General features: G+C 52.4%; 25 protein-coding genes. 21 read left to right on the top strand and 4 right to left on the bottom strand.

Annotation, left to right across the window (positions count from 1 at the left end; translation table 11 throughout):
* Nucleotides 1–138 precede the first annotated feature (138 nt).
* The 15 genes from AB1500_06425 (at nt 139) to AB1500_06355 (ending at nt 17,306) form a co-directional block, all read left to right on the top strand.
* On the top strand, nt 139–1,026 hold the full coding sequence (locus AB1500_06425; protein ID MEW6182798.1) for a respiratory nitrate reductase subunit gamma: 888 nt from the start codon (nt 139–141) through the stop codon (nt 1,024–1,026).
* Nucleotides 1,026–2,636, top strand: coding sequence for a (Fe-S)-binding protein (locus AB1500_06420; GenBank protein MEW6182797.1), 1,611 nt, complete (start codon nt 1,026–1,028; stop codon nt 2,634–2,636). Before AB1500_06425 ends, AB1500_06420 begins: the two co-directional genes overlap by 1 nt.
* 307 nt (nt 2,637–2,943) lie before the next feature.
* Nucleotides 2,944–3,831: a respiratory nitrate reductase subunit gamma gene (locus AB1500_06415; GenBank protein ID MEW6182796.1), complete on the top strand. Its 888-nt coding sequence runs from the start codon at nt 2,944–2,946 to the stop codon at nt 3,829–3,831.
* Complete coding sequence (locus tag AB1500_06410; GenBank protein ID MEW6182795.1) at nt 3,831–5,450, top strand: (Fe-S)-binding protein; 1,620 nt, start codon at nt 3,831–3,833, stop codon at nt 5,448–5,450. Before AB1500_06415 ends, AB1500_06410 begins: the two co-directional genes overlap by 1 nt.
* Nucleotides 5,451–5,798: 348 nt before the next feature.
* Nucleotides 5,799–7,430 (top strand): (Fe-S)-binding protein, encoded by a 1,632-nt coding sequence (locus AB1500_06405; GenBank protein ID MEW6182794.1) that lies wholly within the window; start codon nt 5,799–5,801, stop codon nt 7,428–7,430.
* Nucleotides 7,431–7,959: 529 nt separating this feature from the next.
* Entirely contained in the window at nt 7,960–9,249 is a 1,290-nt protein-coding gene (locus tag AB1500_06400; protein MEW6182793.1) for a hypothetical protein, read from the top strand.
* 80 nt (nt 9,250–9,329) lie between these two features.
* On the top strand, nt 9,330–10,139 hold the full coding sequence (locus AB1500_06395) for a 4Fe-4S dicluster domain-containing protein (protein ID MEW6182792.1): 810 nt from the start codon (nt 9,330–9,332) through the stop codon (nt 10,137–10,139).
* A 43-nt stretch (nt 10,140–10,182) separates the two neighbouring features.
* A complete protein-coding gene (nrfD, locus tag AB1500_06390) occupies nt 10,183–11,439 on the top strand; it encodes an NrfD/PsrC family molybdoenzyme membrane anchor subunit (protein ID MEW6182791.1) in 1,257 nt (418 codons plus the stop codon).
* 588 nt (nt 11,440–12,027) lie between these two features.
* Entirely contained in the window at nt 12,028–12,288 is a 261-nt protein-coding gene (locus tag AB1500_06385; protein MEW6182790.1) for a stage V sporulation protein S, read from the top strand.
* Between the two features lie 55 nt (nt 12,289–12,343).
* Nucleotides 12,344–13,315 (top strand): dipeptidase, encoded by a 972-nt coding sequence (locus AB1500_06380; GenBank protein MEW6182789.1) that lies wholly within the window; start codon nt 12,344–12,346, stop codon nt 13,313–13,315.
* Between the two features lie 24 nt (nt 13,316–13,339).
* Nucleotides 13,340–14,257, top strand: coding sequence for a PHP domain-containing protein (locus AB1500_06375; protein ID MEW6182788.1), 918 nt, complete (start codon nt 13,340–13,342; stop codon nt 14,255–14,257).
* Between the two features lie 627 nt (nt 14,258–14,884).
* Nucleotides 14,885–15,157: a translation initiation factor 2 gene (locus AB1500_06370; GenBank protein ID MEW6182787.1), complete on the top strand. Its 273-nt coding sequence runs from the start codon at nt 14,885–14,887 to the stop codon at nt 15,155–15,157.
* A gap of 335 nt (nt 15,158–15,492) precedes the next feature.
* On the top strand, nt 15,493–15,927 hold the full coding sequence (locus tag AB1500_06365) for a DUF3842 family protein (protein ID MEW6182786.1): 435 nt from the start codon (nt 15,493–15,495) through the stop codon (nt 15,925–15,927).
* 368 nt (nt 15,928–16,295) lie between these two features.
* Nucleotides 16,296–16,913 (top strand): alpha-ribazole phosphatase, encoded by a 618-nt coding sequence (cobC, locus tag AB1500_06360; GenBank protein MEW6182785.1) that lies wholly within the window; start codon nt 16,296–16,298, stop codon nt 16,911–16,913.
* Between the two features lie 168 nt (nt 16,914–17,081).
* On the top strand, nt 17,082–17,306 hold the full coding sequence (locus AB1500_06355) for a helix-turn-helix domain-containing protein (GenBank protein MEW6182784.1): 225 nt from the start codon (nt 17,082–17,084) through the stop codon (nt 17,304–17,306).
* Nucleotides 17,307–17,388: 82 nt separating this feature from the next.
* Here the strand turns inward: AB1500_06355 and AB1500_06350 are convergent, their stop codons facing one another.
* Complete coding sequence (locus tag AB1500_06350; GenBank protein ID MEW6182783.1) at nt 17,389–17,712, bottom strand: alpha/beta-type small acid-soluble spore protein; 324 nt, start codon at nt 17,710–17,712, stop codon at nt 17,389–17,391.
* 225 nt (nt 17,713–17,937) lie between these two features.
* On the opposite strand from AB1500_06350, the gene AB1500_06345 reads away from it, so the two are divergent.
* Nucleotides 17,938–18,777 carry a fumarate hydratase gene (locus AB1500_06345; GenBank protein MEW6182782.1) on the top strand — a complete coding sequence of 280 codons (840 nt, stop codon included), beginning with the start codon at nt 17,938–17,940 and terminating at the stop codon, nt 18,775–18,777.
* A 40-nt stretch (nt 18,778–18,817) separates the two neighbouring features.
* On the opposite strand, the gene AB1500_06340 is transcribed toward AB1500_06345, so the two are convergent.
* On the bottom strand, nt 18,818–19,192 hold the full coding sequence (locus AB1500_06340; GenBank protein ID MEW6182781.1) for a PilZ domain-containing protein: 375 nt from the start codon (nt 19,190–19,192) through the stop codon (nt 18,818–18,820).
* A 377-nt stretch (nt 19,193–19,569) separates the two neighbouring features.
* Between AB1500_06340 and AB1500_06335 the strand changes: the two genes are divergently transcribed.
* From AB1500_06335 to ribE, 5 genes are all read left to right on the top strand, one after another.
* Nucleotides 19,570–20,115 carry a FumA C-terminus/TtdB family hydratase beta subunit gene (locus AB1500_06335; GenBank protein MEW6182780.1) on the top strand — a complete coding sequence of 182 codons (546 nt, stop codon included), beginning with the start codon at nt 19,570–19,572 and terminating at the stop codon, nt 20,113–20,115.
* Between the two features lie 135 nt (nt 20,116–20,250).
* Entirely contained in the window at nt 20,251–21,390 is a 1,140-nt protein-coding gene (gene ribD / locus AB1500_06330) for a bifunctional diaminohydroxyphosphoribosylaminopyrimidine deaminase/5-amino-6-(5-phosphoribosylamino)uracil reductase RibD (GenBank protein ID MEW6182779.1), read from the top strand.
* Nucleotides 21,375–22,016 (top strand): riboflavin synthase, encoded by a 642-nt coding sequence (locus AB1500_06325; protein MEW6182778.1) that lies wholly within the window; start codon nt 21,375–21,377, stop codon nt 22,014–22,016. The genes ribD and AB1500_06325 overlap by 16 nt, the downstream gene beginning before the upstream one ends.
* Before the next feature lie 119 nt (nt 22,017–22,135).
* On the top strand, nt 22,136–23,374 hold the full coding sequence (locus tag AB1500_06320) for a bifunctional 3,4-dihydroxy-2-butanone-4-phosphate synthase/GTP cyclohydrolase II (GenBank protein MEW6182777.1): 1,239 nt from the start codon (nt 22,136–22,138) through the stop codon (nt 23,372–23,374).
* 276 nt (nt 23,375–23,650) lie between these two features.
* Nucleotides 23,651–24,115 carry a 6,7-dimethyl-8-ribityllumazine synthase gene (gene ribE, locus AB1500_06315; protein MEW6182776.1) on the top strand — a complete coding sequence of 155 codons (465 nt, stop codon included), beginning with the start codon at nt 23,651–23,653 and terminating at the stop codon, nt 24,113–24,115.
* Between the two features lie 239 nt (nt 24,116–24,354).
* On the opposite strand, the gene rpmB is transcribed toward ribE, so the two are convergent.
* Together rpmB and AB1500_06305 are read right to left on the bottom strand one after the other, a co-directional pair.
* The gene (gene rpmB, locus AB1500_06310; protein ID MEW6182775.1) at nt 24,355–24,546 is read right to left on the bottom strand and encodes a 50S ribosomal protein L28; all 192 of its coding nucleotides are present in this window, start codon (nt 24,544–24,546) and stop codon (nt 24,355–24,357) included.
* A gap of 61 nt (nt 24,547–24,607) precedes the next feature.
* Entirely contained in the window at nt 24,608–25,630 is a 1,023-nt protein-coding gene (locus AB1500_06305) for an acyl-CoA dehydratase activase (protein MEW6182774.1), read from the bottom strand.
* Nucleotides 25,631–25,641 lie beyond the last annotated feature (11 nt).

Here is a 25,641-nt window from a genome sequence, read left to right as displayed (position 1 = left end):
CCCTGTGGATGCTAAAGGATATATGTCTGCAGGGGTTTTTTTATTTTTGGTCAAATATACAAATGCAATTGCCAGCAACTTTCAGATTTGATATACTAGTTAGAATATTAGCAATATTCTAAAAAAGGAGGTCTAAGGATGAGTGTTTCCGTGTACCTGGCCTGGATTTCGGTCATCATTTTTTTCGTTATGGCTCTGTACAGGTTTAAACAGTATTCTTCCTACCCGCTTTTTCTCCGGTGGGAACTATACCCGGTACCCACAGAGCCGCGGCATCATTATGGCGGTTCGTATATGGAAGAAGTGGATTACAACAAGAAACCCAGGCACCATCTGCGTCTCGGCGGGATTCTGGATATGGCGTCGGAAGTGTTTCTGTTAAAGAAAGTGAAAGAACATAACAGATATGGGTTGTGGCCGTTTTCTTTCAGCATGCACTGGGGGCTCTACCTGCTTGCCGCATGGGTGGTACTGTTACTGGTCGAGATGATTTTTAAACTTGGTTTTCTCGCCCCTGTTACCAACTTCGTCGGACCTCTGGCATTCATCCTTGGCGCTTTCGGATCCATGGGGCTTTTCTTTAAGAGGGTCGGGACGCAGAATCTGTCCAACTATACAACTCCCGAGGACTACTTTAACCTTCTCTTTATCTTTGCCATATTTCTTACCGGAATCATTTCCTGGTCCGGTGATACCGCTTTCGTGTATACCAAAGCCTATATCGTTGAAGTTATTTCGTTCAAACCCGCCGCGGAACCCATACCGTTCATTGTTCTCCTTAATTTCACACTCTTCTGGCTTTTCGTGATTTACATGCCGTTCTGCAAGTTGTTTCATTATCTGGCGAAATATTTTACCTTTGACAAAATATTCTGGGATGACGGCTTCCTCGTGAAAGGTTCCGCGAACGACCAAAAGGTGCTGAAGCAGTTGGGTTATACCTGCAACTGGCAGGGTCCGCATGTCGCACCCGGAAAGACCTGGCTGGAAAATGCCATGATTGTCGAGAGAAGTGAGGCGAAATAATGGCAAAGAATATTACTTTCAAGGATATGGCCCTGCCGTCGTTTGAGGCGATAAACCCTCTGAAGGTCGAAGAACTCATGCCCGTTCCCAACCTGGGAGAAGAGCCTCCCTTCGAGCCGCCTCCGGATAAGTGGAAGGAGAAATACGACCTTTCGCTCGACTGGCATTCGCCTATCGCGCTTCCGAAGCCCAACGCGGCGGAACAAGAAAGGATATTAAAGGGGTTTCTCAAGGGGTTGGAAAGGCTTTTTAATCCACAGGACAACTGGACATTTTTGAAGATCCTGCGCCTTACAACCGACTATTGCATGCGCTGTCAAACCTGTTCCGACGCCTGCCACGTATACATTGGAAGTGGCGAGCAGGAGATATACAGGCCGACATTCAGGGCGGAGATTTTGCGACGGCTTTACAGGCGGTATTTTACGTCGAGCGGCAAGTTCCTACGGTCTCTTGTGGGTGCGGACTTAGAGGCGAATTATCACCTGGCGATGCGGCTGGTTGAATCCGCATACCGCTGCAACGTGTGCAGAAGGTGCGCACAGGTCTGCCCGGTCGGCGTGGACAACGCCTTAATAAGCAGAGAGATCAGGAAGGTCTTCACCCAGGAGCTCGGCATCGCGCCGAAGGAATTGTTTACAAAGGGCACAAGGCAGCACCTTCTGGTTGGTTCGTCAACCGGCATGCAGCCGGGGGGCTTTAAAGAATCAATAGAGTTTATCGAAGACGATATGGGAGAAAGAACCGGCAGGAAAATACACATCCCCATCGATCAGAAGGGCGCCGATATTCTGCTTATCCACAACGCCGGCGAGTACCTTTCCTGGCCGGAAAACCCCGGGGCTTTCGGGGTGCTCTTCCAGATGGCGGGCATAAGTTACACGCTCAGCAGCGACTTGGTCGGTTACGACGGGGTTAACTACGGTCTCTTCTGCGATGACCTTGAGTTGGCGCGGATAGGCCTGAGGCACATCCAGGTAGCCAAAAAACTTGGTTGCAAGAAGATCGTCGTGGGCGAGTGCGGCCACGCCACTAAAACTCTGTGCGTAATCACCGACAGGGTTCTTCCGGGGGACATGGCCACGTCGGAGATGCCGCGGGAGAGCTGCCTGCCGCTCTTCTGGGAGATTTATAAGAGCGGCGTGCTTAAGTTTGATCCGTCGAGGAATAACTTCCCGACCACCCTGCACGATTCCTGTAACATCGCCCGGCTCATGGGCATCGTTATGCCGCAGCGCAAGGTGACCAGAGCGATCTGCCCGCAGTTCAGGGAGATGACGCCGAACGGGGCGCACAATTACTGTTGCGGCGGTGGCAGTGGATTCGCCATCATGAACGAGCTGAACTTCCCGCAATGGCGCAAGAAGGTCAGCGAACGGATGAAAACAAAACAGATCCTGGAGGCGTTCAAGGACTGCCTCGACCCGAGCATTCAGAAGTATGTTATCGCCGCTTGCTCGAACTGCAAGGGCGCGATGCGTGACCTAATAGCTCACTACAAGCTTTGGGATAAATACAGCATCACCTATGGCGGTCTGGTTGAGCTTATGGTCAACGCCATAGTGGACCTGCCGCCCTTTATGGAACTCGAGTTCTTCAGTCCGGACTAACGGTGAGATAAGAGTTAACGCCCGGCTGATTGATTTCAGTTGAAGCCGGGAAATACTGTGTAAATATTTTGAATATTTAAAAGATCCACACAGTTCGGCATATAATGGCCTCGATCTGTGATAGGATCTTTTTATTTTTTTTGGGAGAGCACAGTTATATTGACTGAGCTTCTGTTTTTAGAAGTATGGCAGTCAAGACTAGCGAGTTATGGTCGTATGCTAACAAATATGGCTAATTATGAGCTTTTGTTCATTACGTCCACCGTGGTATACTTTAACCAATTATTGAAAAAAGGGAGGTAGAAAGATGGGGATTCCGGTGTATCTTGCCTGGCTCTCGGTGGTTGTGTTCATTGTCATGGTGATTTACAGGTTTTCCAAGTTCAACTCCATGCCGCTTCACCTCAGGTGGGAAATCTATCCCCTGCCCCTGGAGCCGAAGCACCATTACGGCGGTTCTTACATGGAGGAGTTGGACTACGTACCAAAACCCCGGCATCACATTAGAATCAACGGTATCCTGGACATGGCTTCGGAGGTGTTTTTGTTAAAGAAGGTTAGAGAGTATAACATTTACGGCATGTGGCCTTTTTCTTTTTCCATGCACTGGGGAATCTATTTATTGTTCGTATGGATGATTCTAATGCTGGCCGAAGGTGTGCTGAATTTGGGTGTGATCGCCCCGGTTACCAACGTTTGTGGAATTATTGCCTTAATCGTAGGTACATTCGGTTCACTCGGGTTGCTTTTGAAGAGAATTTCAAATTCGGAACTAGCCAACTATACCGTTCCTGTCGATTACTTCAACCTGCTTTTTATGCTTTCGATCTTTGCCACCGGACTTATTTCCTGGATAACTACCGGTCAGTACTTCTTTGATGATGCGAGGGCTTTTCTAGCGGGAGTTGTTTCGCTTCAGCCCGCAGCGGTATCGTCGTGGACGGTGGCCCACTTTACACTTTTTGAACTTTTCCTGATTTATATGCCTTTCTCCAAGATGCTCCATTACATTGCTAAGTATTTTACGATTGATAAGGTTTTCTGGGATGATATTTTAAACCTGAAGGGTTCCTCGATAGATAAGAAGATAACCTCCCAGCTTTCAGGCAAACTGACATGGTCGGCGCCGCACATAGTGCAAGGGAAGAACTGGGCAGAACAGGTCGGAATTATTGATGGGAGGGATATCAAGTAATGGCAAACGGGAGGCTTAGGATCAAGGACATTTCACGGCCGGGGGATGACCCGCTCGTTTTTATGAACATGAGTGAACTCATGCCGGTTCCGAATCTCGGAGAAGAGCCTTCTATCGAACCGACCCCGCAGAAGTTCATTGATAAATACGAGATGAGCCTTGATGGACACTGCAGCATAGGAATACCGAAACCAAAGACCAAGGAAGAGGAGGACCATCTGGTCCGGCGGTTCTTAAGCGGTCTGGAAAAGCTCTTTAATTCCGAAGAAAGCTGGACTTTTCAGCAGGCATTGCGTCTTTCGTTCGATTACTGCGTAAAGTGCCAGACCTGTTCCGAGGCGTGTCACGCCTACCTTGCCAGCGGCCGGCAGGAGATTTACAGGCCCACGTACCGGGCGGAAATCCTCAGAAGGATCTGGAAGAAGTACTTCACCCCGGAGGGAAAGCTTCTCGGAAGGTTTGTGGGTGCGGATGTCGATGTCAACTGGCGGACGGTAACGCGGCTTGCGGAACTTGGCCACCGATGCACTCTCTGCCGGAGATGCGCTCAGCGGTGCCCGATGGCTGTCGACAACGCCCTCATCGCCAGAGAATTGAGAAAACTGTTCAGCCAGGAGCTGGGCATAGCCCCGATGGAGATTCTCGAAAAAGGTTGCGTGCAGCACCTGCGTGTCGGCTCGTCCACAGGTTTGAACCCCCCGGGCATGTTGGACACCGTCGCTTTTATGGAAGAGGACATCGGCGACAGGATCGGAAAGAAGGTAAAGATTCCGATTGATAAGAAGGGCGCCGACATCCTTCTAATTCACAATGCCGGCGAGTTCCTATCCTGGCCTGAGAACCCGGAGGCCTTCGCTATTCTTTTCGAGGCGGCGGGGATCAGCTGGACGCTTTCCAGTGAGCCCGTAGCTTACGATGCGGTGAACTACGGCCTCTGGAACGACGACGTGGAGCTTGCCAGAGTGGCGGCAAGGCATACCCTGGCGGCAAAGAAACTGGGTTGTAAAAAGGTGATGATCGGTGAGTGCGGCCACGCGACAAAAGCGTATGTCGTAATCGCGGACAGGGTGCTGACCGGCGACCTTTCGAGTTCGGAGATACAGCGGGAGAGCTGCCTGCCGCTTCTGTGGGAAATCATAAGAAGCGGCGCGATCAAATTTGATCCGAGCAGGAACAACTTCCCGGTGACGCTTCATGATCCCTGCAATATGGTCCGCGCGATGGGCATCGTGAAACCCCAGCGGCTTGCCCTCAAGGCCATTGCGCCGCAGTTCCGGGAGATGACCCCGAACAGCGTTTACAACTACTGCTGCGGCGGCGGTTCCGGTTACGCCATCATCCAGTCCTTTAATTTCCCGCAGTGGCGTAATAAGGCGGGCGCGAGGATGAAGATGCACCAGACGTTGCAGGCCTTCAAAAACGAACTTGATCCCAACAAGGTCCCGTTTAAGTATCTGTGCGCCCCTTGTTCGAACTGTAAGGGAACAATCCGGGACGCGATTACCCATTACGGGTTGTGGGATAAGTACAACCTGAATTACGGCGGTCTTGTGGAACTGATGGTCAACTCGATGGTGGATATCGACCGGCCGTTCATCGAATACGAAGACTTCCACTAAGATTTATAAGTATCCTTGAGTCTTTAACCTCCCCGTCCGGGGAGGTTTTTTTATTGGTGTGCCCGGCACGTCTATCGAGCTGATGGGCTGAAGGAAGCTCTTTCACTTAGGTGGGTTTTGCCCACCTTTGGTTTATGAAAGAATGATAGCAAGTGGTGAAAAGTGAGACGCAGTGCGCTCTCCTGACGGTGTAAAAAATAACCGTTATGAACTTATGTAAAGATATTGACCTGCCGCGCAAGAGTGATATAATGGGCATATGTAAACTAACTACCGTCATAGGGGGGGTGGAGTCTCCGAATCGGAATCAAACGATTAAGCATAATAAGGGGAGAGGGAGGGAAAAATATGGGAGTTGCCGCAGTTAAGAAGGGGATAAAACTAAGAGATATCTCCAGGCCGGGCGACGAACCTCTCGTTTCTTTAACGGTGGATGACCTGATGGATGTTCCGGATCTTGGGGTCGAGAATCCCATGAAAGCGCCGCCGGAAAGGTGGTGGGACGAATATGATTTGAGCTTCGACGGACATACCGACATGGGTCTTCCCAAGCCGAAAAATAAGCAGGAAGAAGATACTCTCGTTCACAAGTTTTTAAGCGGTCTTCAGAAGCTGTTCGATCCTCAAGAAAGCTGGACCTTCGTTCAAACGCTCCGCCTTTCCATGGACTACTGCGTAAAGTGCCAGACCTGTTCTGACGCCTGTCACGCCTATATTGGGAGCGGCAGGCAGGAAATTTATCGCCCCACTTATCGGTCAGAGATTTTAAGAAGGATATGGAAGAGATACTTCACTCCGGAGGGAAAGCTTCTCGGCCGTTTTGTCGGCGCCGATATAGACCTTAACTGGCGAACGGTACTGCGGCTTGCCGAGTCGTGCCACCGGTGCACCATATGCAGGAGGTGCGCCCAGAGATGTCCCATGGGGATCGATAACGGCGCGATCAACAGGGAGCTCAGGAAACTGTTCAGCCAGGAGTTCTATATCGCTCCGGTTGAGATACTGGATAAGGGCTGCGTGCAGCACTTACGAGTTGGTTCTTCGACCGGCATGAGTCCTTCGGGCTTTAAGGAAACCGTTGCGTTCATGGAGGAAGATATCGGCGACAGGATCGGCAAGACAGTAAAGATTCCGGTGGATAAGAAAGGCGCGGACATGCTTCTGATCCACAATGCCGGTGAGTACCTGTCTTGGCCGGAAAATCCCGAGGCCTTCGCTATCCTCTTCGAGGCGGCCGGGATAAGCTGGACGCTATCGAGTGAGGCAGTTGCCTACGATGCGGTTAATTACGGTCTCTGGAACGACGATATTGAACTGGCGCGGGTGGCGACCAGGCATACGAAAACCGCCAAACAACTAGGGGTCAAAAAGGTGGTAATCGGGGAATGCGGACACGCCACCAAGGCTTATGTCGTCGTCGCGGACAGGGTGCTGACCGGCAGCCTTTCCAGTTCGGAGATGCCGCGGGAAAGCTGTCTGCCGCTGTTGTGGGAGATCATAAGAAGCGGTGCTTTAAAGTTTGATCCAAGCAGGAATGACTTTCCGGTAACGTTACACGATCCGTGCAACATGGTACGGATGATGGGGATTGTGAAACCTCAACGTCTGGCCCTAAGGGCTATCGCCCCCAAATTCAGGGAAATGGCGCCGAATGGTGTATACAACTATTGCTGCGGCGGCGGCGGGGGACTGGCCATAATGCAGTCGTATAACTTCCCGCAGTGGCGGAACAAGGTTTCCACGCGGGTAAAAATGCATCAGACTCTGCAGGCTTTTAAGAACGAACTCGACCCCGGTGCCTACCCCTACAAATACCTGTGTGCCCCCTGCTCCAACTGCAAAGGGGCGATCAGGGACGCCATCGATCACTACAAGCTCTGGGAAAAATACAACATTAATTACGGAGGTCTTGTAGAACTGATGGTGAATTCCATGATTGGTATCGACCGGCCTTTTCTTGAACCTGACGACTTCCACTAACCTGTTTCAGAGAAGAAATGACTCCGGCCTCCCCAAATGGGAGGTTTTTTTTGCCCTTTTAATAAAACCGGAAGTGTTTTTGGTTTTCTACAGCGGCCTCCGGGATGTAGGTTTCCACGCCCTTCGACCGGCATATATCTTTTAAAGGAAATAACGTCAGGCGGGAGGGATCCTTTTTTCGGTTTAAGAACCTTCCGATGCGGTTCGACGTTCCGTTTTTATTGACTAATAAGCTAGACAATGGTATAGTGAAAAAAATATCTACTAGCGGTTTGAGGGCGCATTTTGCTCACTCCCGACCCGAATGTACCCCGGCTGATTTGGAAGTGAAAGAAAACGGCAAGAGGCGGGGAGCTTTTATATGAATTAACTACAAATCCCCAGTCTTAGGCCGGTAACTTCCAGAGTAGGCTTCTTGGCTTTTTTAAGTGTTGCTTGCCGGTGGACGGGCGAACGTAATTAAGGTTCGAGTTTTTCTGACCACCCTTTCCTAAGGGGAAAGAGAGATAAAGAAAGAGGGTGTTCAGGGTTGAAGAAAATCTCGCGGAGGGAGTTCTTCAAGAGCCTCGGCGGGTTGGCTGCGGTATCCGACGAGCGAAAGCGGAATACCGATGAGTCCCGGACGGATGCCGGTTGGGTAAGGCCGGATTTGCGTAGAGGGAAAGAGGTTGCCACCGTTTGTTGCGAATGCGACCGCGGTTGCGGTGTTTTGTTAACGGTACGGGACGGCAAAGTGATCGGCTATGAAGGCGACCCTGATCACCCGGCAAACGAAGGGTTTTTGTGTGAAGATGCAGAGACCCTTTTTGAACTATATACCTCGAGTGGGTTGCACCCTGAGAAATGGATGCCGGAGCTGCTGCATCGGCCGGCCGGCGCGGACGCATGGGAGGTCGGTGACTGGGGAAATGTGTTGCGTTCCATTGCCCGGCGTGTAAAAGAAACCAGGGACGTCTTTTTCAACACGAAACTAAGACAGGCACAGGGTATCGGGTGCATCTTTGATCACGCTGGACTCAACAACGAGGAAACGTATTTACTGTATAAACTGTTTAAAGCACTTGGAGTCGAAGCCGGCCAAACCGGTAGCGGGCAGCCAGGTGTTTTAACTTTTATGGATCATTTGAAAGCCGCCGGAGAAAACCTGTTCATGTCGTGGTACGACAGCGTGGCGGGAGGCGGGGCGGCTGCCGATCATTGGCTGCCAAAACCTGAAGAGGTGGACATTTCGGGTCGGTTACAGGAAAGTATTTTTAATGGACTGTTTATCTGGGGAGGTGGTTCATTACCTGAGGAACCGGCAGGGAAGGTGCTGCGTTCTATCGGCAGCCTTGACTGGTTGGTTTATGTCAACTGGTTCAGATCAGAAGAGACATTCTTGGAGGAACGTGAGAAAATCGCTATGGCCTGCCCCCGATCCGAGATCTTCATTCTTCCGGCTGCGGCACCCTGGGAGAAAACCGGTTCGTTGGCCAGTGGCGGCCATTGGGTGCAGTGGTGTACCGAAGCGGTGGGACCGCGTGGACAGGCAAGGGTACCGCTCTGGATTATGGACCGGCTTTATAGGGAGTTGTGTGAACAGTACCGTGGGGACGGTCTCTTTCCGGAGCCGATCCTGAACTTGAGTTGGGATTACACGGGGGATACCTTGCCGGACGTAAAGATGGTCGCTCATGAAATTAACAGGGACTCCTCAAGTAATAATGGTTTTCTTGGCGGGCCGACGGTACCGCCGTTTTCAGGTTACTGGACGGAAACAGAAATTCCTTCAATGCGCCGGGGTTTCGGCGGGGAGTGGGGTTTTAAATTGCTCCGGTAAACCGTAATTGTTATGGAAGGCGGCTTTGTTTGACTAACGGAAACGCCGCCGGTAGCGTTCTACAATTGGAGGTGTGATTAGTGGGTTATGGACTCTTATTTGATGTAACCAAGTGTATAGGGTGCCGTGCCTGCCAGGCGGCCTGTAAGCAATACAACAACCTGCCACTGGACAGCGATTTGGACAGGAGGCACGAGAGTACAAACTGGGATACACCGGCGCCTCTTACCGGCAATACGTTGCTTAGGATGAACCACCATATAGTTACTGATAAGAGAGGCAGGGTTGCGTGGCGGTTTGTGCGGCGTTCCTGTTTTCATTGCGAGCGGCCTACCTGTGAAGCGGTTTGTTTCGCGCATGCCTTTTATAAAACACCGGAGGGTCCCGTTCTCTACCGCCGCTCCCGGTGTGTCGGTTGCCGTTACTGCATGATGGGCTGCCCCTTCAGCATTCCTAAATACCAATGGAATGAGTTGTTCCCCGAGGTAATGAAGTGCCGCATGTGCGCCCCGGAGCGGGCGAATATAGGCGCTCCGCCGGCATGCGTGGCAGCATGCCCCACGAAGGCGGTAATATTCGGTGACCGTAATGATCTACTGGAAGAGGCGCATAAAAGAATTCGTAGTAAGTACAATGGTTTAGAGCATCATGTTGATTATATCAATCACGTCTATGGAGAGCATGAGGTCGGCGGGACGTCGCTGCTCTACATTTCCGATGTGCCGTTTGAAGAGCTTGGGATGAAGACTCAAATCACCGACAAGCCTGTGCCGGGATATACAGACACCGTGCTGAAGTGGACGGTGGGAGTGGCCGCGGTATGGGGCGCGGCGCTGACCACTCTCTACGTCGCAACAAAGAAGCAAGACGAGCAGGAAGCGGGCCATTAAAGGCTTGTGGAAGAGGTAAAGCAGATAGGAGGCGAAAGTTCGGATGGCGAACGTTGACACATCCACCTTTGATAACGAATATTTTAAAAGCTACGACTCGCTTTTCGGTGGTAAATGGCATTTTCGGTGGACCCCCTGGCGGGCACTGGCGTTAGGCCTTGTAGGGCTTTTGGTTTTCGCCATATTTTACCGGCTGATATGTGGTCTCGGCCCGGCTACTAACCTGAACGACAACTGGCCCTGGGGTTTGTGGATAGCTTTCGACGATTTAAGCGGTATCGCTCTAGCGGCCGGCGGCTTTTTTACCACCTTTCTGGCGCATATCCTTGGCATTAAAAAGTATAAGAACATTGCGCGTGCAGCGCTTATCACCTCGCTTTTCGGCTACCTTATCGTGAGCATAGGGGTTCTTATGGATCTTGGTCGCTGGTACAATTTCTGGCGCCCGCTTGTATTCTGGGGTTATCATTCCTGGCTCTTTGTTGTCCTGTGGTGTGTGATACTTTATCTAAACGTACAAATACTCCAAATGGGACATATTGTGTTCGAGCGTGTTAACGCACCGAAGTTAAGGGATTTGTTCAATAAGATACTTCCGGTTCTGTTTGTCTTAGGTATCACGATTGCGTGTGTCCACCAGTCGGCCCTTGGCAATCTCTACATCGCCATGATCGACCGGCAGAACCCGCTTTGGTGGTCGATGCTGATAGGGCTGTTTTTCGTGCTTTCCGCGTTCTATGTCGGGGCGGCCATGTGTGTCGTGGAAGGTTCCATCGCCGCCAAAGCGTATAGGATGGATTTCCGTCATGAAATGCCGCTCGTCGTTCCCGTGATGAAAATCGGCATGTGGGCCATGATTGTGTATTTTGTTTTGCGTATGGTCGACCTTATTTGCAGAGGGCACTTTATGGATATGTTTGCGTGTACGCTCGAGTCGAACCTCTTTCTGGTTGAAATCGTGCTGGGTGTTGTCGTACCGATCATTCTTATATCCAAACCCAGTATCAGGAACAGTGTATCGGGCCTGGTTACCGCCGCTGTGCTCATGGTCGGCGGTCTTATCCTGAACCGGATGAACGTTGTTTTCACCAGCATGGGTGACGCAATGCAAGGCCACTACTTCCCGTACTGGGTTGAATTCGCAATAAGCATCGGCCTGGTTTCCTTCCTATTGCTTGCGTACTGTTTCATCGTGGAAAACTTTAAGATCTTCCCCGATGAGCATGAGCACGGCCATGATCACGGGCACGACCCCGGGCCGGATATCGGTGATACGCCCGAGATGGCACACGGACACTGAGAAATCGGTTGCTTGCCTCGAGTATTGTAGGAAAGGCTGTCGCTGCTGATTAAAAAGAGATCAAAAAAACCGGGCCGCTTTTAAATGACCGGATAATTGGGAGGTAGGAAGTCAGAGGTTATCCAGCGGGGATTCGACGCGCATGAACTCCCGTGACAATTACAAATGGTGGACCTCTTACCTCATTCAGAAGCCGAGGAGGATGTGGCGGTCTTGGAAACCGTTGCTCAAAGGATTGTTGAGGCAGCGGCGGAGAGGCCGCTGTTTGTTGAGGCGACTGCGATAGGGGGTGGAGCGTGACGAACTGACGGAGGGCTTAAAGATTGTTGAAAGCTATTGGCCGGAAGATGTAAGACATGGAAATGCACTAATAATAACATATTAAGGAACAATTAAGCATTTAACAGGAGCAATGTTAAATTTAGGCGTCAAGTTTTAATTTTTTCCATAGGTACCGGAGGAATTTTCCTTTCCTTGGCGAATATAGTTTTTCATAGAAAAAGCCGGGGAAAGGGTAAAGAAAAGAGAGGGTCTGTCTTTACACCGCCGGCTGAGGCTTTAGGTTCCAACAAAGAGGGAGGTTAAGGAATGGAAGTCCTAAAGGTTTCAGCAAAATCTAATCCAAATTCTGTGGCTGGGGCGTTGGCTGGTGTGTTGCGGGAGCGCGGTTCTGCGGAAATACAGGCCATTGGAGCCGGTGCCATAAACCAGGCGGTGAAGGCGATAGCAATCGCCCGCGGGTTTGTCGCGCCAAGCGGGATGGACCTTATTTGTATACCAGCTTTTACCGACGTTATTATAGACGGCGAAGAAAGAACAGCCATAAAAATCATCGTGGAACCACGTTAGAGTTTATTTCCAGCAACCTCCTGCCGGTATGCCGGAAAGGGGGTTTTATTTTTGTATGACGGATAACTGTTTAGGTTTCCACTATAATGCGCTGTTGGTAGATGCCCATTGTGACACCCTATCGGTACTTGCTCGGGAAGGTTCTTCGTTTGTTAGCTGCGACAAGGGGCATGTGGATCTGCCGAGGCTGAAACAAGGCGGGGTGAATGTCCAGCTTTTTGCGGTCTTCGTGTCGCCGCTTTGCGTCGGAACGTATTTACGCAGTGTGATGGAACAGATTGACGTTTTTTACAGTCTCACCGAAGGCTCCGGTGAACAGCTGGTCGCTGTTCGGGATCTTACAGAGCTTCGGAACGCCATAGATTCCGAAAAGATCGCCGGAATCCTTTCCGTGGAGGGGGGGCATATGCTTGAGGGTAGCACCGGCGTGCTCCGGGCACTCTACCAGTTAGGCGTACGTTGCCTGACCCTGACCTGGAACGGCCGCAACGAACTGGCGGACGGCGTCGGGGAGAGTGAAACAAGGGGAGGGCTCACTTCCTTCGGCCGCGCGGTAGTTACAGAAATGGAGCGGCTGGGCATGTTGATTGACGTGTCCCACTTAGCGCCGGCGGGTTTTTGGGACGTCATGCGGTTGGTCAGGGGTCCTGTTATCGCTTCTCACTCCAACAGCCGGATGATATGGGATCATCCTCGCAATCTTACGGATGAGCAGGTGCGAACGTTGGCGGGCACCGGAGGTGTTATCGGAGTAAATTTTGTGCCAGATTTTGTGGACCCGGGAAAACCTACCCTTGACCGTTTAATTGATCACATTGAACATATCGCCGCAGTCGGCGGCGTTGATTGTGTTGGCATAGGTTCGGATTTTGACGGGGCGCCTTACATGGTGACCGGACTTGAAGATACCGCCTCCTTCCCGGCGTTAACCTGCGGCCTTCTGGGAAGAGGCTGGCGGGAGGATGAAGTCCGAAAGGTGCTGGGAGATAACTTTTTACGGGTAATTAATACAACATGGCGTTCATAAATGCCAACTGGCGGATGGTAGAGTATGTCTTACCGGATAAAGCATACAGGAAATAAAACTCCGGCTGACCATGAAGGCGTCAAGCGCCGCATCATGACGATACCGGAAAACCCGCCGCACGGTTCCACCTGCGACCTGCACGTGCATACGACGGAGTCGGACGGCACCGATACCCCCGAAGAGGTGGTTTCCCGCGCTTTGTCCCTCGGATTAGGGGCGGTGGCGATTACCGATCACGATACGGTAAAAGGCATTCAAAGAGCGGTCCGGGCTGCCGCCGGACGATTGGTGGTTGTGCCGGGGGTGGAAATGAGCACCCAGGACGGTGACCGAGAGGTACACATACTGGGTTATTTTATCGAACGGGACAACCGAGCATTGCTGGAAACCCTTGGCGAAATGCACCGTCGTCGGCGCGAGCGCATGGGCGAGATCGTAAGACTCCTTCGCCAATACGGGGTGCCTATCGAACAGGAAAGAATAGAGGCGTTGGCCGGTAAAGGTGCTGTTGGAAGGCCTCATATTGCCCGGGTCCTTATGGAAATGGGGGTCGTGGATTCGATTGAAGAAGCCTTTCGCCGTTTTCTGGGGAAGGAATGTCCGGCATATGTTCCGCGGGCGAGGTTTCCTGCGGCTGCTGCCGTACGTCTTATCAGGGAGGCCGGGGGCGTGTCGGTGTTGGCGCATCCCGGATTGACTCACAGCGAGGGAATCATTGATAAGCTGTTGAGATCCGGACTTGGCGGCATCGAGGTGGAGTACCCTGAACATACCGCCGAGCAGCGGGCAGTCTTCCGGAGGTTTGTCAGTAGGTGCGGACTTATAGCCACGGGGGGTTCCGATTATCATGGCCCTGACGATCGGTTCCCCCTGGGGGCGGAGGTTGTTCCTTATACGGTTGTTCAGCAGTTATGGGCGGCTTCAGGGCGAATGGATGTGTGAATTGCGACGTGAGATTTCGAGATTACAGCACGGTGATGTCTGGTCGGCCGGACTGCGGATTTTTACACATCTTTTGGTTTGGCGTCTATACTTGGGTTGCAGTGCATAATACTATTCCTGGAACCGTTAGAACGTATGTATTCCGTGAACCCCGTAGGGCGCGGTGATAAACCCGCACTCAAGTTAGCAGGGGAAACAGCGTGATAACAGTAGCCTTGTTTACTCGGTTGAGTGGGGGGCTGACAGTTTCAGAAGTCGGATGCAGATATCGGAAGTCGGCGTTCCTTAAGGCATTCACTGTTTCGAATTCCCACGTTGAGTGTGACATCTGACTTTCTGCATCTGACCTCTGAAGCCGGTACGCTCCGCTCCGTCCGGCTTTTGGGAAGTGCGAGGTGTGAGGTTGGAGATGCGAGGACCGATGGAATTCGATTTATGAATCCGCCTTCCTCCCACTTCAAACTTCTCATATCTCACCTCTCATTTCGCGCCATGCTTGCTTCCGACCGTGTTTCGTCAGTGCTACATTTGTTGTTTGATGGTATCGCAAGAGCGACAGACAATCAACAACACGTACGCGGTTTACTGAACATATACGTTAGAAGCAGTTAATGGGGAGGTCTAGCCGTGTTTCAGGATCTGGATGACATCAGGCAGTTGAAGACAAGATTGCGCGAAACCGAAGAAAAACTGGCACAGGTACGGCTGAGCCGGCGAGTACTATTATATCTCCTTGAACAGATGGAAAACGAAAGGAATATTTTTCTAAAAAAGCTGGAGAAAGAAAACCAGCGGTTGCAGCAGGCGAATGCTCGTTATGCACGCTCTCTTTTGAAAAAGAACCGGCAAATCATCGAACTCGAATCAAAGCTCCAGGAGGATGCCGGTCAAAATTCGTAACGTCCCCGCAACTTATCCACAAAATAGTGCACACCCTGGGAATTATTTCTAATGTTCCTAAATGTTGACACAATAACAGAGGCGCACGAAAGCACTTTTTTTAATTTTTTTCATGTGTTATATTGGTGCCTAAGGAGGCCGCTGTAAATCGGCCGTATTAACCGGCTGTGCCCTCAGGTCCCCGAACATCCAAGGTTATCGGCATCATACCTTCCGGGTCAGCCAACAACGCGTTTATCAGGAATCTGCCCTGGTGCCGTTTTAAAAAGAAACGCGTTATGTCCTTTACTTCGGACCCCAAAGCGGAATGAAGTTTTCACGAAAGGAGCTATTTAATGCGAATTGCGGTCATTGACGGCCAGGGAGGTGGTATAGGTAAGCATATCACCGAAAGATTGAGACGCGAGTTGCCCGAGCACGTGGAGATTTTGGCCCTGGGCACGAATGCACTGGCGACCTCGGTAATGATGAAAGCAGGTGCGAACGAAGGCGCAAGCGGCGAAAACGCCGTGGTTTGGAACGCGCAGCGGGCAGACCTGATTGCCGGGACATTGAGCATTTTGATTCCGAACGCGATGCTCGGTGAATTAACACCACGGATGGCTGAGGCGATTGCCTCGAGTCCGGCGGTAAAGATAGTACTTCCGTTAGTCCGGGGCAGGTTCGAACTTCTGGGACTGCGTGCGGAACCGTTGCCGCATCTCGTAGATGAATTGGTAGACAGGGTCAAAGAGATACTGGGAGATTGCTGCAAGGCTCGAGAACCGTAAGAACCGGTCGGCGTCCGTTAGTACAGTCGTTACTTCTCTTAAGGCCTGAATTGTTGAAGGAGTTGGCCATGCCGCGTTGCAGCAAAACGAAGGATGAAAACGCCGTAAGCTTGGAATTTAGAAGCAGTGTAGTAAGATAGACGGAACGCGGCGAGAAGTGATGCAGTGCAAGGAAGGCCGGCGGAGACGAACCATTTTAGAAGTTGGATGCAGGAGGTTGGAAGTCGGAACAGAAGTGGGAATTCACTGTAGCGAGTTCCTTCAACTAGTCTAACCTCCAACGTCTGGCCTCTAACCTCCAAAATCGCAGCAATGCGTTACTTATCGACGCGCCGACCGAAAGAAGTACTATTCTCGAGGGAGGATCTATGGGCTGCCGTATTTACCTTGTTCGCCATGGCGAGACGATTTGGAACCATGCGCTCAGATATCAAGGGCACGCGGACGTAGCGCTGAATGAACGCGGGATACGACAGGCCGAGGCGCTTGCCGAACGGCTTGGGGTCGAGCGGTTCGCGGCTTTTTTCTCCTCGGACCTTTGCCGCGCGCTGGATTCCGCCCGTATCATCGCCCGGCCGCACGGCGGGAGGGTCAAGACGCTATCCGCCTTGAGGGAAATAGACTTCGGCGAGTGGGAGGGTCTTACCCGGGACGAGATAAAAGCCCGCTTTCCGGAGGTTTCTAAACAATGGTGGACGAGACCTTATTCGACCCGCCTTCCCGGAGGGGAAACGCTTTCTGAGGTTGCCGCGCGGGCGGTGGGCGCATTGAAGCAAATCGCAGCGAGCCATAAGGACGAACAAGTGGTGGTGGTATCCCACGGCGGGGTCATCCGGGCCTCGATAGGTCACTTCATCCGGATGGACCTGAATCAATACTGGCGGCTGAGACAGGACAACGCCGCTTTAAACGTGCTGGAGTTCTTCGAGGAAGACAAGGCTCAGCTTATCCTTTTTAACGATACCTCCCATCTGAAAAACCTCTGATTCTTGAATCTCGAATCGTAAAAAGAAAAGTATCCGATGTAAAAGCAACCGGTGCGTGTATATTTGTTTGTCCGGGTTTGCGACGGAGAGGATTGCGTGCCGGTCAATCTTTATTAATAAACGCGGCATTATATAAACCGTTCCGGCCAAAATAAAAAGGGTGATATCATGTCTGAAGCATATTTTAACAAACCCCCCTGGAGCACCCAGCCGAGTCTGAAAATCAAAACCGAAGAGGTCGGCGTTAATTTCGACCGCTTTATTTCAGGACTTAAAAACAATCATACCGACAGCGACATGGCGGATGAGTTCAACGTTCCGGTCGGGATTATCACCAACCTCAGGGAACACTTTATGCGGTACGGCATAGACTCCGTTGTGGGCGGTGACTAAAAAACTAGAAGAAGGTAGAAGGCAGGATGTAAGAGACGCCTTTTTTTCATTCTATATTCTGAATTCTAAGAAAAAAAAGCCGCTAATGCGGCTGTGCCAAGCTCTGCTCGGCAAACCGGATCATACGGCGAACCATGTTGCCCCCTATTTTGCCACCCATTCGACCGCCTACCGCTCCGCAGAGGCGGGAGGAGACATCTCCCCAGTAGCCGTCATGAATTTGGCTGTCGAGACCCAGTTCTCCGGCAAATTCGTATTTCATCCTCCGGAGTATCTCGCTGTAGTTTTCGGGCGTAATCGCCGCGTGACCGTAGGTTGGGTAGCCCAGTTCATTGGCCACCTCGATCTTGAATCTTTCTAAAGAGGTGGCGGCTTGCGGGACCAAAAGACGGTTTTGGTTCGGCAAATAGCAACACCTCCTATGATATTTTTCCCCGATACGGATTGAAAACACGGTTGATATTAATGTTCATTAGCCAAATTATCGCATTTTTTTAAAAAGTTGATTACTTAGCCATACAATCGAAATTATAATCATGGTCCGCCTTTATCGCCGACTAGTTTTTTTGCCGGGGAGGAGAATTTACGTGTAGTGCGGAAATACACTTTAAAGCAACCAGGGGGTGTACAGGTGCGGAAGGTTGATGCGGAAGAGGTAGTGACTGCTGTGGCCCGGCTTTGCCGGGAGGCGAATACCGTTCTCGACGCCGATTTAGTCGAAGCGGTGGAGGATGCGTGGGTTCGGGAAGAAACATCACGGGGTAAGGATGTTCTGAAAAAACTGATCGCGAACGCGCAGCTGGCCCGGAAAGAAAATATCCCGGTTTGCCAGGATACCGGTGTCGCGGTGGTGTTTCTGGAAGTCGGACAGGAGGTCTGTGTGATCGGCGGGCTGGAAGCTGCGGTACACGAGGGGGTACGCCGCGGATACACCGAAGGATACCTGAGAAAGTCGATAGTCAGCCATCCTCTGATCCGTGTAAACACCGGGGACAACACTCCGGCGGTCATACATTTGAGAGTCGTTCCCGGGGACAGACTAAAGATCACTGTGGCGCCGAAGGGCGCCGGAAGCGAAAATATGAGTGCTCTTAAGATGCTTAAACCCGCAGACGGCATCGATGGGGTGAAACGTTTTATACTTGAGGTGGTTGAAAACGCCGGAGGGAATGCGTGCCCGCCTCTGGTTGTGGGCGTAGGTATCGGGGGGACCATGGAGAAAGCGGCCTTACTCGCCAAGGAGGCGCTCCTAAAGCCGCTGGGGGAAAAGAACCCCGATCCGGCGGCGGCAGCGCTCGAAGGGGAGTTGTTAAAAGAGATAAACCAACTCGGAATCGGCCCGCTTGGACTGGGTGGCCGGGTAACCGCGCTTGCGGTACACCTGCTGTTGTATCCCTGCCATATCGCCAGTCTGCCGGTAGCGGTGAACCTCAACTGTCATGCAGCCCGGCATCGATCGGCGGAATTGTAAATGACTGTTCGGGTCGGGAGAATCCGAAGCGGTTGTCCTGTTACCGTTCTCCCCAATTCTGAGCCGGCCGGCTGTCCAATAGCTTTGCTTGGACAAAATCCCCAAGTTGCTGAGAAATCGTATTTTCCATGTCGAGGAATTGTACCCTGGTGGCGTAAATAAAATTCCTTGCTACCTCCTTCGAGTCCAAGACCTCTCCCGTGACCTTGATCTTCCTGGAAAAAGGGAACCTCAGTGTCATTTCCAAATGGGTGCTGGCACCGTACTGTTTGCCGGTGGTCAGGAGCATGCCTCCCCGGCTGATATTCTTTGTCTGGCTCAGGTAATAGCCGTCGTCCGTGTCCTTCACGCGGTGGCTTACAATAAAGCCGATGTTCAACCGGGGATACCTTCTCCTTTCCGGACCCTGGTACATCGAAACCACCTCTTTCGGAAGTATTAGTTTAGGGTACATTATTTTACTCGGGAATAAGACGGCGTTTCTTAACATTATATAACATAATTTCTACACTATTCTACACAAATTTTTTTCTTTTTTAAAGGTATGGATCTTTTTGCCGAATTAGCCTAAATCACGGCACGGTGGAATCCACTTCAGCTGTCCACTTAAGTTGTCTGATTGGGTATCGGTCGGCGGGACATCTTGAATGAACAAGGTTTGGAACAGTCCGTAAGGAATTGCGATAATTGCTCGGAATTGGTGCCTGTCGTATAATTAATTCTGGACCCTGCTTGAACCAAAAGCGGTTCGGGCATTCGGAATAAAACCGGTGCCCAGGAGGGGGCTCAATGATGGAACCCGTGAGGATAAAGACGCCTCTTACGGAAGAGGTCGTAATGTGTTTGCGGGCGGGGCAACCGGTGCTTTTAAGCGGGAGGTTGCTTACCGCCAGGGATGCCGCCCACAAAAGAATGGTTGAGGCTCTGGCGAGGGGGGAGGAACTTCCCGTCGACCTGGAGGGCCAGATAATATATTACGTTGGTCCGAGTCCGGCTCCGCCCGGTCGGATCATCGGCGCCGCCGGGCCGACCACATCCGGACGGATGGACCCTTATACCCCTGAGCTCTTAAGAAGAGGGCTGAAAGGAACCGCAGGCAAGGGACATCGTTCCCCGGAGGTCGTGGCGGCGCTTACCGAGTACAAGGGAATTTACCTGGTCACTTACGGGGGGGCGGGCGCCCTGCTGAGCCAGTCGATTAAATCGGTCCGGATTCTTGCCTACGCTGACCTCGGGCCGGAGGCCGTTCACGAGTTTATTGTGGTTGATTTTCCGGCCCTGGTGGCCAACGATGTTTACGGGGGCGACATCTACCGGGAAGTAGGAACCGGGAAGTGAGGACGAAGGTTGAGGCGATCAGGCCCCCGGCCGGGGTTTTGCTTGACACCCAAATATCCGGGAAAATATAATAAAAGACACGGCGCTGCTTTCCACAACATTATTCGGGGGCAGCCGAATTTTTTACGGTGAGTGATGTTGACGCAAAACCCTTTTCCTGAAGAAACTTTACTGCTCCGCACCTTTGAACTTGCCACGTACGCACTCGGGCGGACCAGCCCCAATCCTTTGGTGGGTGCGGTGGTTGTTAACGGCGGTCGCATTGTCGGTGAGGGTTACCACCGCAAGGCCGGGTTGCCTCACGCCGAGATTGAGGCGCTGATGGCTGCCGGGGAAGCCGCCCGGGGCGCCACGCTTTATATAAACCTCGAACCGTGTTGCCATACCGGTCGTACCGGTCCTTGCACCGAGGCCATAATCACCGCCGGAATCAAAAGGGTGGTGGCGGCTATGGCCGACCCGAACCCTTTGGTGGCGGGAAGGGGTTTCGCCCGTCTCAAGGAAGCGGGGGTGGAAGTCGACACGGGATTATTGGAGAAGGAAGCACGCCGTCTGAATGAGTATTTTATCAAGTATATAACTACCAACCGGCCTTTTGTAATTTCTAAGACCGCGATGAGCCTCGACGGGAAGATAGCCACCGTCACCGGAGATTCCAAGTGGATCACCGGAGAACCGGCGCGGGACTACGTGCATCGGATGCGTGACAGTTCAGACGCCGTTCTGGTAGGTATAGGGACGGTTTTAAAAGACGACCCTTCGCTTACGACCCGTTTAGCCGGCGGGGGACGCGATCCCGCCCGTATAATACTTGACAGCATGGCGCGCATGCCGCTTGAATCCCGGGTATTTACTCAGGAATCGGAAGCGCCCACCATCATCGCAGTAACCGAAATGGCACCGTCCGAGCGTGTTGCGGCGCTCAGGCAGGCGGGGGCAGAGGTGATTATCTGCGGATCGGGGACGAGGGTGGCGCTTGATTATCTTCTTTTGGAACTGGCGCGGCGGGAAATTGTCAGCATTCTGGTCGAAGGCGGCGGGACGGTGAATGCGAGTTTTTGGCAGCAGGGTCTGGTGGACAAGGTGGTCTGGTTTATTGCGCCGCTTGTTATCGGTGGGCGTGAAGCGCCGGGTCCCGTCGGCGGAAGCGGTATTCGAAACCTTTCCAAGGCGGTCCGGCTGGCGGACGTGAGTATAAAGGAATTGGGCGCGGATTTATGTGTAGAGGGATACCCGGTTTTTGGGGGTGAAGGCGGAGATTGTTTACCGGTATAATTGAGGAAACTGGCCAAATACGGGCTATAAACCGCCAGGCCGTTTCCGCCCGGCTGATGGTTTCGGCGGGGAAGGTAATGGAGGACGTCCGGATTGGTGACAGTGTGGCGGTAAACGGCGTTTGCCTGACGGCCACCGAAGTGGTGGACGGGGGGTTTTCCACCGATGTAATGGCGGAAACGCTGTCAAAGACCAACATAGGGAAACTCAAGGTGGGCGACAGGGTAAACCTGGAACGGGCTTTGCGGCTCGGGGACAGGCTCGGAGGCCATCTTGTCACCGGCCATATAGATGGTGTTGGACGGATCCTCCGGCGGGAACGGGAGGAAATCGCCTGGGTGTTTCTTATTCAGGCACCTCCGGAAGTGATCCGTTACCTGATTAAGAAGGGCTCGGTGGCGGTGGACGGTATAAGCCTGACGGTGGTTGACGCTTCGCAGGACGGATTTTCGGTTTCGGTGATCCCGCATACCGCGGCTGTGACCACCCTAGGATTTAAGGGACCGGGTGACACTGTGAACCTTGAACCGGATTTGATCGGTAAGTATGTTGAAAAATTTGTACAGTTCCCGGCGGAAAAAAGCGGTATAAGCGGTTCATTCCTGGCGGAGCACGGTTTTCTTTAACATAAAACATGAGAAAATCAGGTTCCGGCAAAACAGGAACGGGCTGACGAATAAATCAATTTAGAGAGTCCAGGAGGCCGAGTGAGAGTATAAAGGTCTCCTCAGCCGGAGGTAGTAAGATGTTTAACACGATCGAAGAGGCAATCGCGGACATTCATGAAGGTAAGATGATCGTTGTCGTCGACGATGAAGACCGCGAGAATGAAGGCGACATCGTGATGGCTGCGGAAAAAGCCACGCCCGACACGGTGAATTTTATGGCCGTTAACGGGCGGGGGCTTATCTGCGTGCCGCTTGATTCAAAACGGGCCGACGAACTTGACTTTACACAAATGGTCACCAACAACACGGACCCGCACGGTACGGCGTTTACCGTCTCGGTCGACGCCCGCAACGTCACCACGGGAATTTCGGCGCACGAAAGGGCACTAACCATCGCCAAAATAGTAGATCCCGCCGCCCGGCCGGAAGATTTCCGCAGGCCGGGGCATATTTTCCCCCTGCGGGCGAAGGAAGGCGGCGTTCTACGCCGGGCGGGGCATACGGAGGCCATTGTTGATCTGACGCGGCTCGCCGGGCTTTCTGAAGCAGGCGTAATTTGTGAAATAATGAAGGACGACGGGACGATGGCCCGGGTGCCGGAGCTTATGGAGTTTGTACAAAAGCACGGTCTTAAAATAATCACCATCGCCGACCTTATACGCTACCGCCGCCGGAAGGAAAAACTGGTGCGGCAGGTCGGTTCGGCGCGTCTGCCGTCTAAATACGGTGATTTTACCGCGGTGGCCTACGAGACCATCCTTGACGGCAAGGGGCATATCGCTCTGATTATGGGGGACCTGCAGTCCGTGGAAGCGCCGCTGGTGCGGGTGCACTCGGAATGCCTGACCGGTGACGTTTTCGGTTCGCTACGGTGCGACTGCGGGGAACAAATCGCCCGGGCGCTCCAGATGATCGCCGCTGAAGGCGTAGGCGTGCTTTTATACATGCGACAGGAGGGCCGGGGGATAGGTCTTTTGAACAAGATCCGGGCCTATGAACTTCAGGATCGCGGGCAGGACACGGTTGAAGCCAACGAAACGCTGGGATTTCCACCGGACCTTAGGGACTATGGTATCGGAGCGCAGATTCTAGTAGACCTGGGGCTCCATAAGATCCGACTTTTAACTAATAATCCTCGGAAGATCAAAGGCATCCAGGGCTACGGGCTGGAAATTGTGGAACGGGTGCCGATTGAAATACCGCCCCGCGGGGAAAACGGGTTCTACCTGGCCACAAAGAAGGCCAAACTCGGGCACCTGCTGACTCTTGTCAATCCCGAGGAGCGCGGAGGCAAAAGCCCGGCGGGGAACAATTAAACGTAACTATTAGGCCGTCACCTGACACTTACGGAACGCGGCGAGAAGTAATGCAGTGCAAGGAAGAACGGCGGAGGCGAACCATTTTAGAAGTTGGATGCAGGAGGTTGGAAGTCGGAACAGAAGTGGAAATTCACTGTAGCGAGTTTCTTCAACTAGTCTAACCTCCAACGTCTGGCCTCTAACCTCCAAAATCGCAGCAATGCGTTGCTTATCGTTGCGCCCTACGGGAATACCTGAATGGTTACAATTAAACGTGGAAGGCAGGGAACTGTAATGCCCAGAAATTTCGAAGGACATCTTGTCGGTGAAGGACTGCGGTTTGGAATTGTAGTAGGGCGTTTTAACGAGTTCATCACCCAGAAACTCTTCGGCGGGGCGATGGACGGTCTGCTGCGCCATGGGGTTGCCGACGAAAACGTGACGGTGGCCTGGGTACCGGGAGCATTTGAGGCGCCCCTCACGGCGCGGAAGCTTGCGGCTAGCGGACAGTACGACGCGGTAATATGCCTGGGGGCGGTTATCAGGGGAGCTACACCACATTTTGATTACGTTGCCGGCGAGGTGGCAAAAGGGGTTGCCCGCGTTGCCCTGGAAACAGGGGTACCGGTGATCTTCGGGGTAGTGACCGCAGACACCCTTGAGCAGGCCATTGAGCGCGCCGGTACTAAAGCCGGGAACAAAGGGTTCAACGCCGCCGTAAGTGCGATCGAAATGGCAAATCTTTTCCGGCAGCTTTAAAGTTCAAGGTTCAAGCTTATACTGCCTGCCTTTTAGGTCCGTTCAAAGTTCAAAGTTAAAGAAAGATACACTTGGGGCACTGCTTTTATACGGCGATTATTTGCGTTGACGAAATTAGTATCTCTGGAACGTAAAAGTTTGACTAAAAAAGCCACCGCACCGGTGGCTGTAACTTTTTTAGGTAAAGGGGTAAACTATTAAGTTTCCATTTTGGTACCTTGAACATTGAACCTTGAACGTTATGTGGCACGCTGAACCTTCCCGCTCCTAAGACACTGGGTGCAAACCCTGATCCGCTTTGGGATGCCGTCGACGATTGCTTTCACACGCTGCAGGTTGGGAGTCCAGGTGCGTTTGGAGCGGATATGCGAGTGGCTCATTTGAATGCCGAAGGTTATTGTTTTTCCACAGATCTCGCATCTTTTAGACAAGTGATCCACCTCCTTTAGCACCATACTATCGATTTACAGGAAACAATACGCTCGTATTCTATCACAGGTTTTGGTTACTTTTCAAGCCTGATCCCCACCGGTTTTCACTACGGTCGCTGGAGGTGAGGTTAAGGTTGTGCCACTTACCGCAGCGGGAGGCCCAGCGGCTTACCAGCTCTCCTCCGATGTAAACCTCGTTCACCTCACAGTTGTTCGGGCAGTCACCGCAAATAAACGTGCGCGGGGCGCAGTGGAAAGAGGCTATATGGGCGGCGCCGCGGAAGTTTGAAGGGTTCCGGCGCCGCTCGTAATTGCGCTTGGCCAGGAGCGCGGCGCCCAGTGCGCCCATTACTTTAAAATGGGTCGGAACGACTATATCAATTCCAAGGCGATTCTCGAAAGCCGCACGCATCCCTATGTTGGCTGCGACACCCCCCTGAAAAAGGACGACCGGCTCTATATGCCTTCCTCGCGCCACGTTGGCGAGGTAGTTGCCGGCAAGGGCCATGCAGAGCCCGGCAATTAGGTCCTCTTTCTGGTACCCTAATTGTTGTTTATGGATCAAATCGGATTCGGCGAAAACTCCACACCTGCCGGCTATCTTAATCGGATTGCCGGACCGCAGGGCGTATTCCCCAAATTCTTCGATCGGGATGCCGAGGCGGACCGCCTGGTGGTCCAGAAAGGAACCGGTTCCGGCGGCGCAAACCGTATTCATGTTAAACCCTATCGGTACGCCGTTCTGGAAGAAGATTATCTTGGAATCCTGCCCGCCGATATCGATAACCGTGGCCACCTTCGGCTCGACCCAGCGGGCGGCGACGGCATGGGCGGTGATCTCGTTCTTGATGATATCGGCGCCGGTCATGATGCCGGCCAGACGACGGCCGCTGCCGGTGGTGCCCACGCCCGCCACCTTTACCTCGCCCGCGGTTTCGCAGAGCTGTGTAAAAGCACGCTGGATGGCGTGAATCGGGCCTCCTTCGGTCCGCAGGTAAGTATCAAACAGAATTTCCTGCTGGTGGTCTATCAGCACAACCTTCGTGGTTACGCTGCCGACGTCTATTCCTAGAAAATTAGGCAATTCTTAAGACC

The organism is Bacillota bacterium (assembly GCA_040755295.1).
GTDB lineage: Bacteria > Bacillota > Desulfotomaculia > Desulfotomaculales > Ammonificaceae > SURF-55.
Note: the sequence above shows the minus strand (reverse complement) of the source record. Positions and strands in the feature narration are given on the sequence as shown.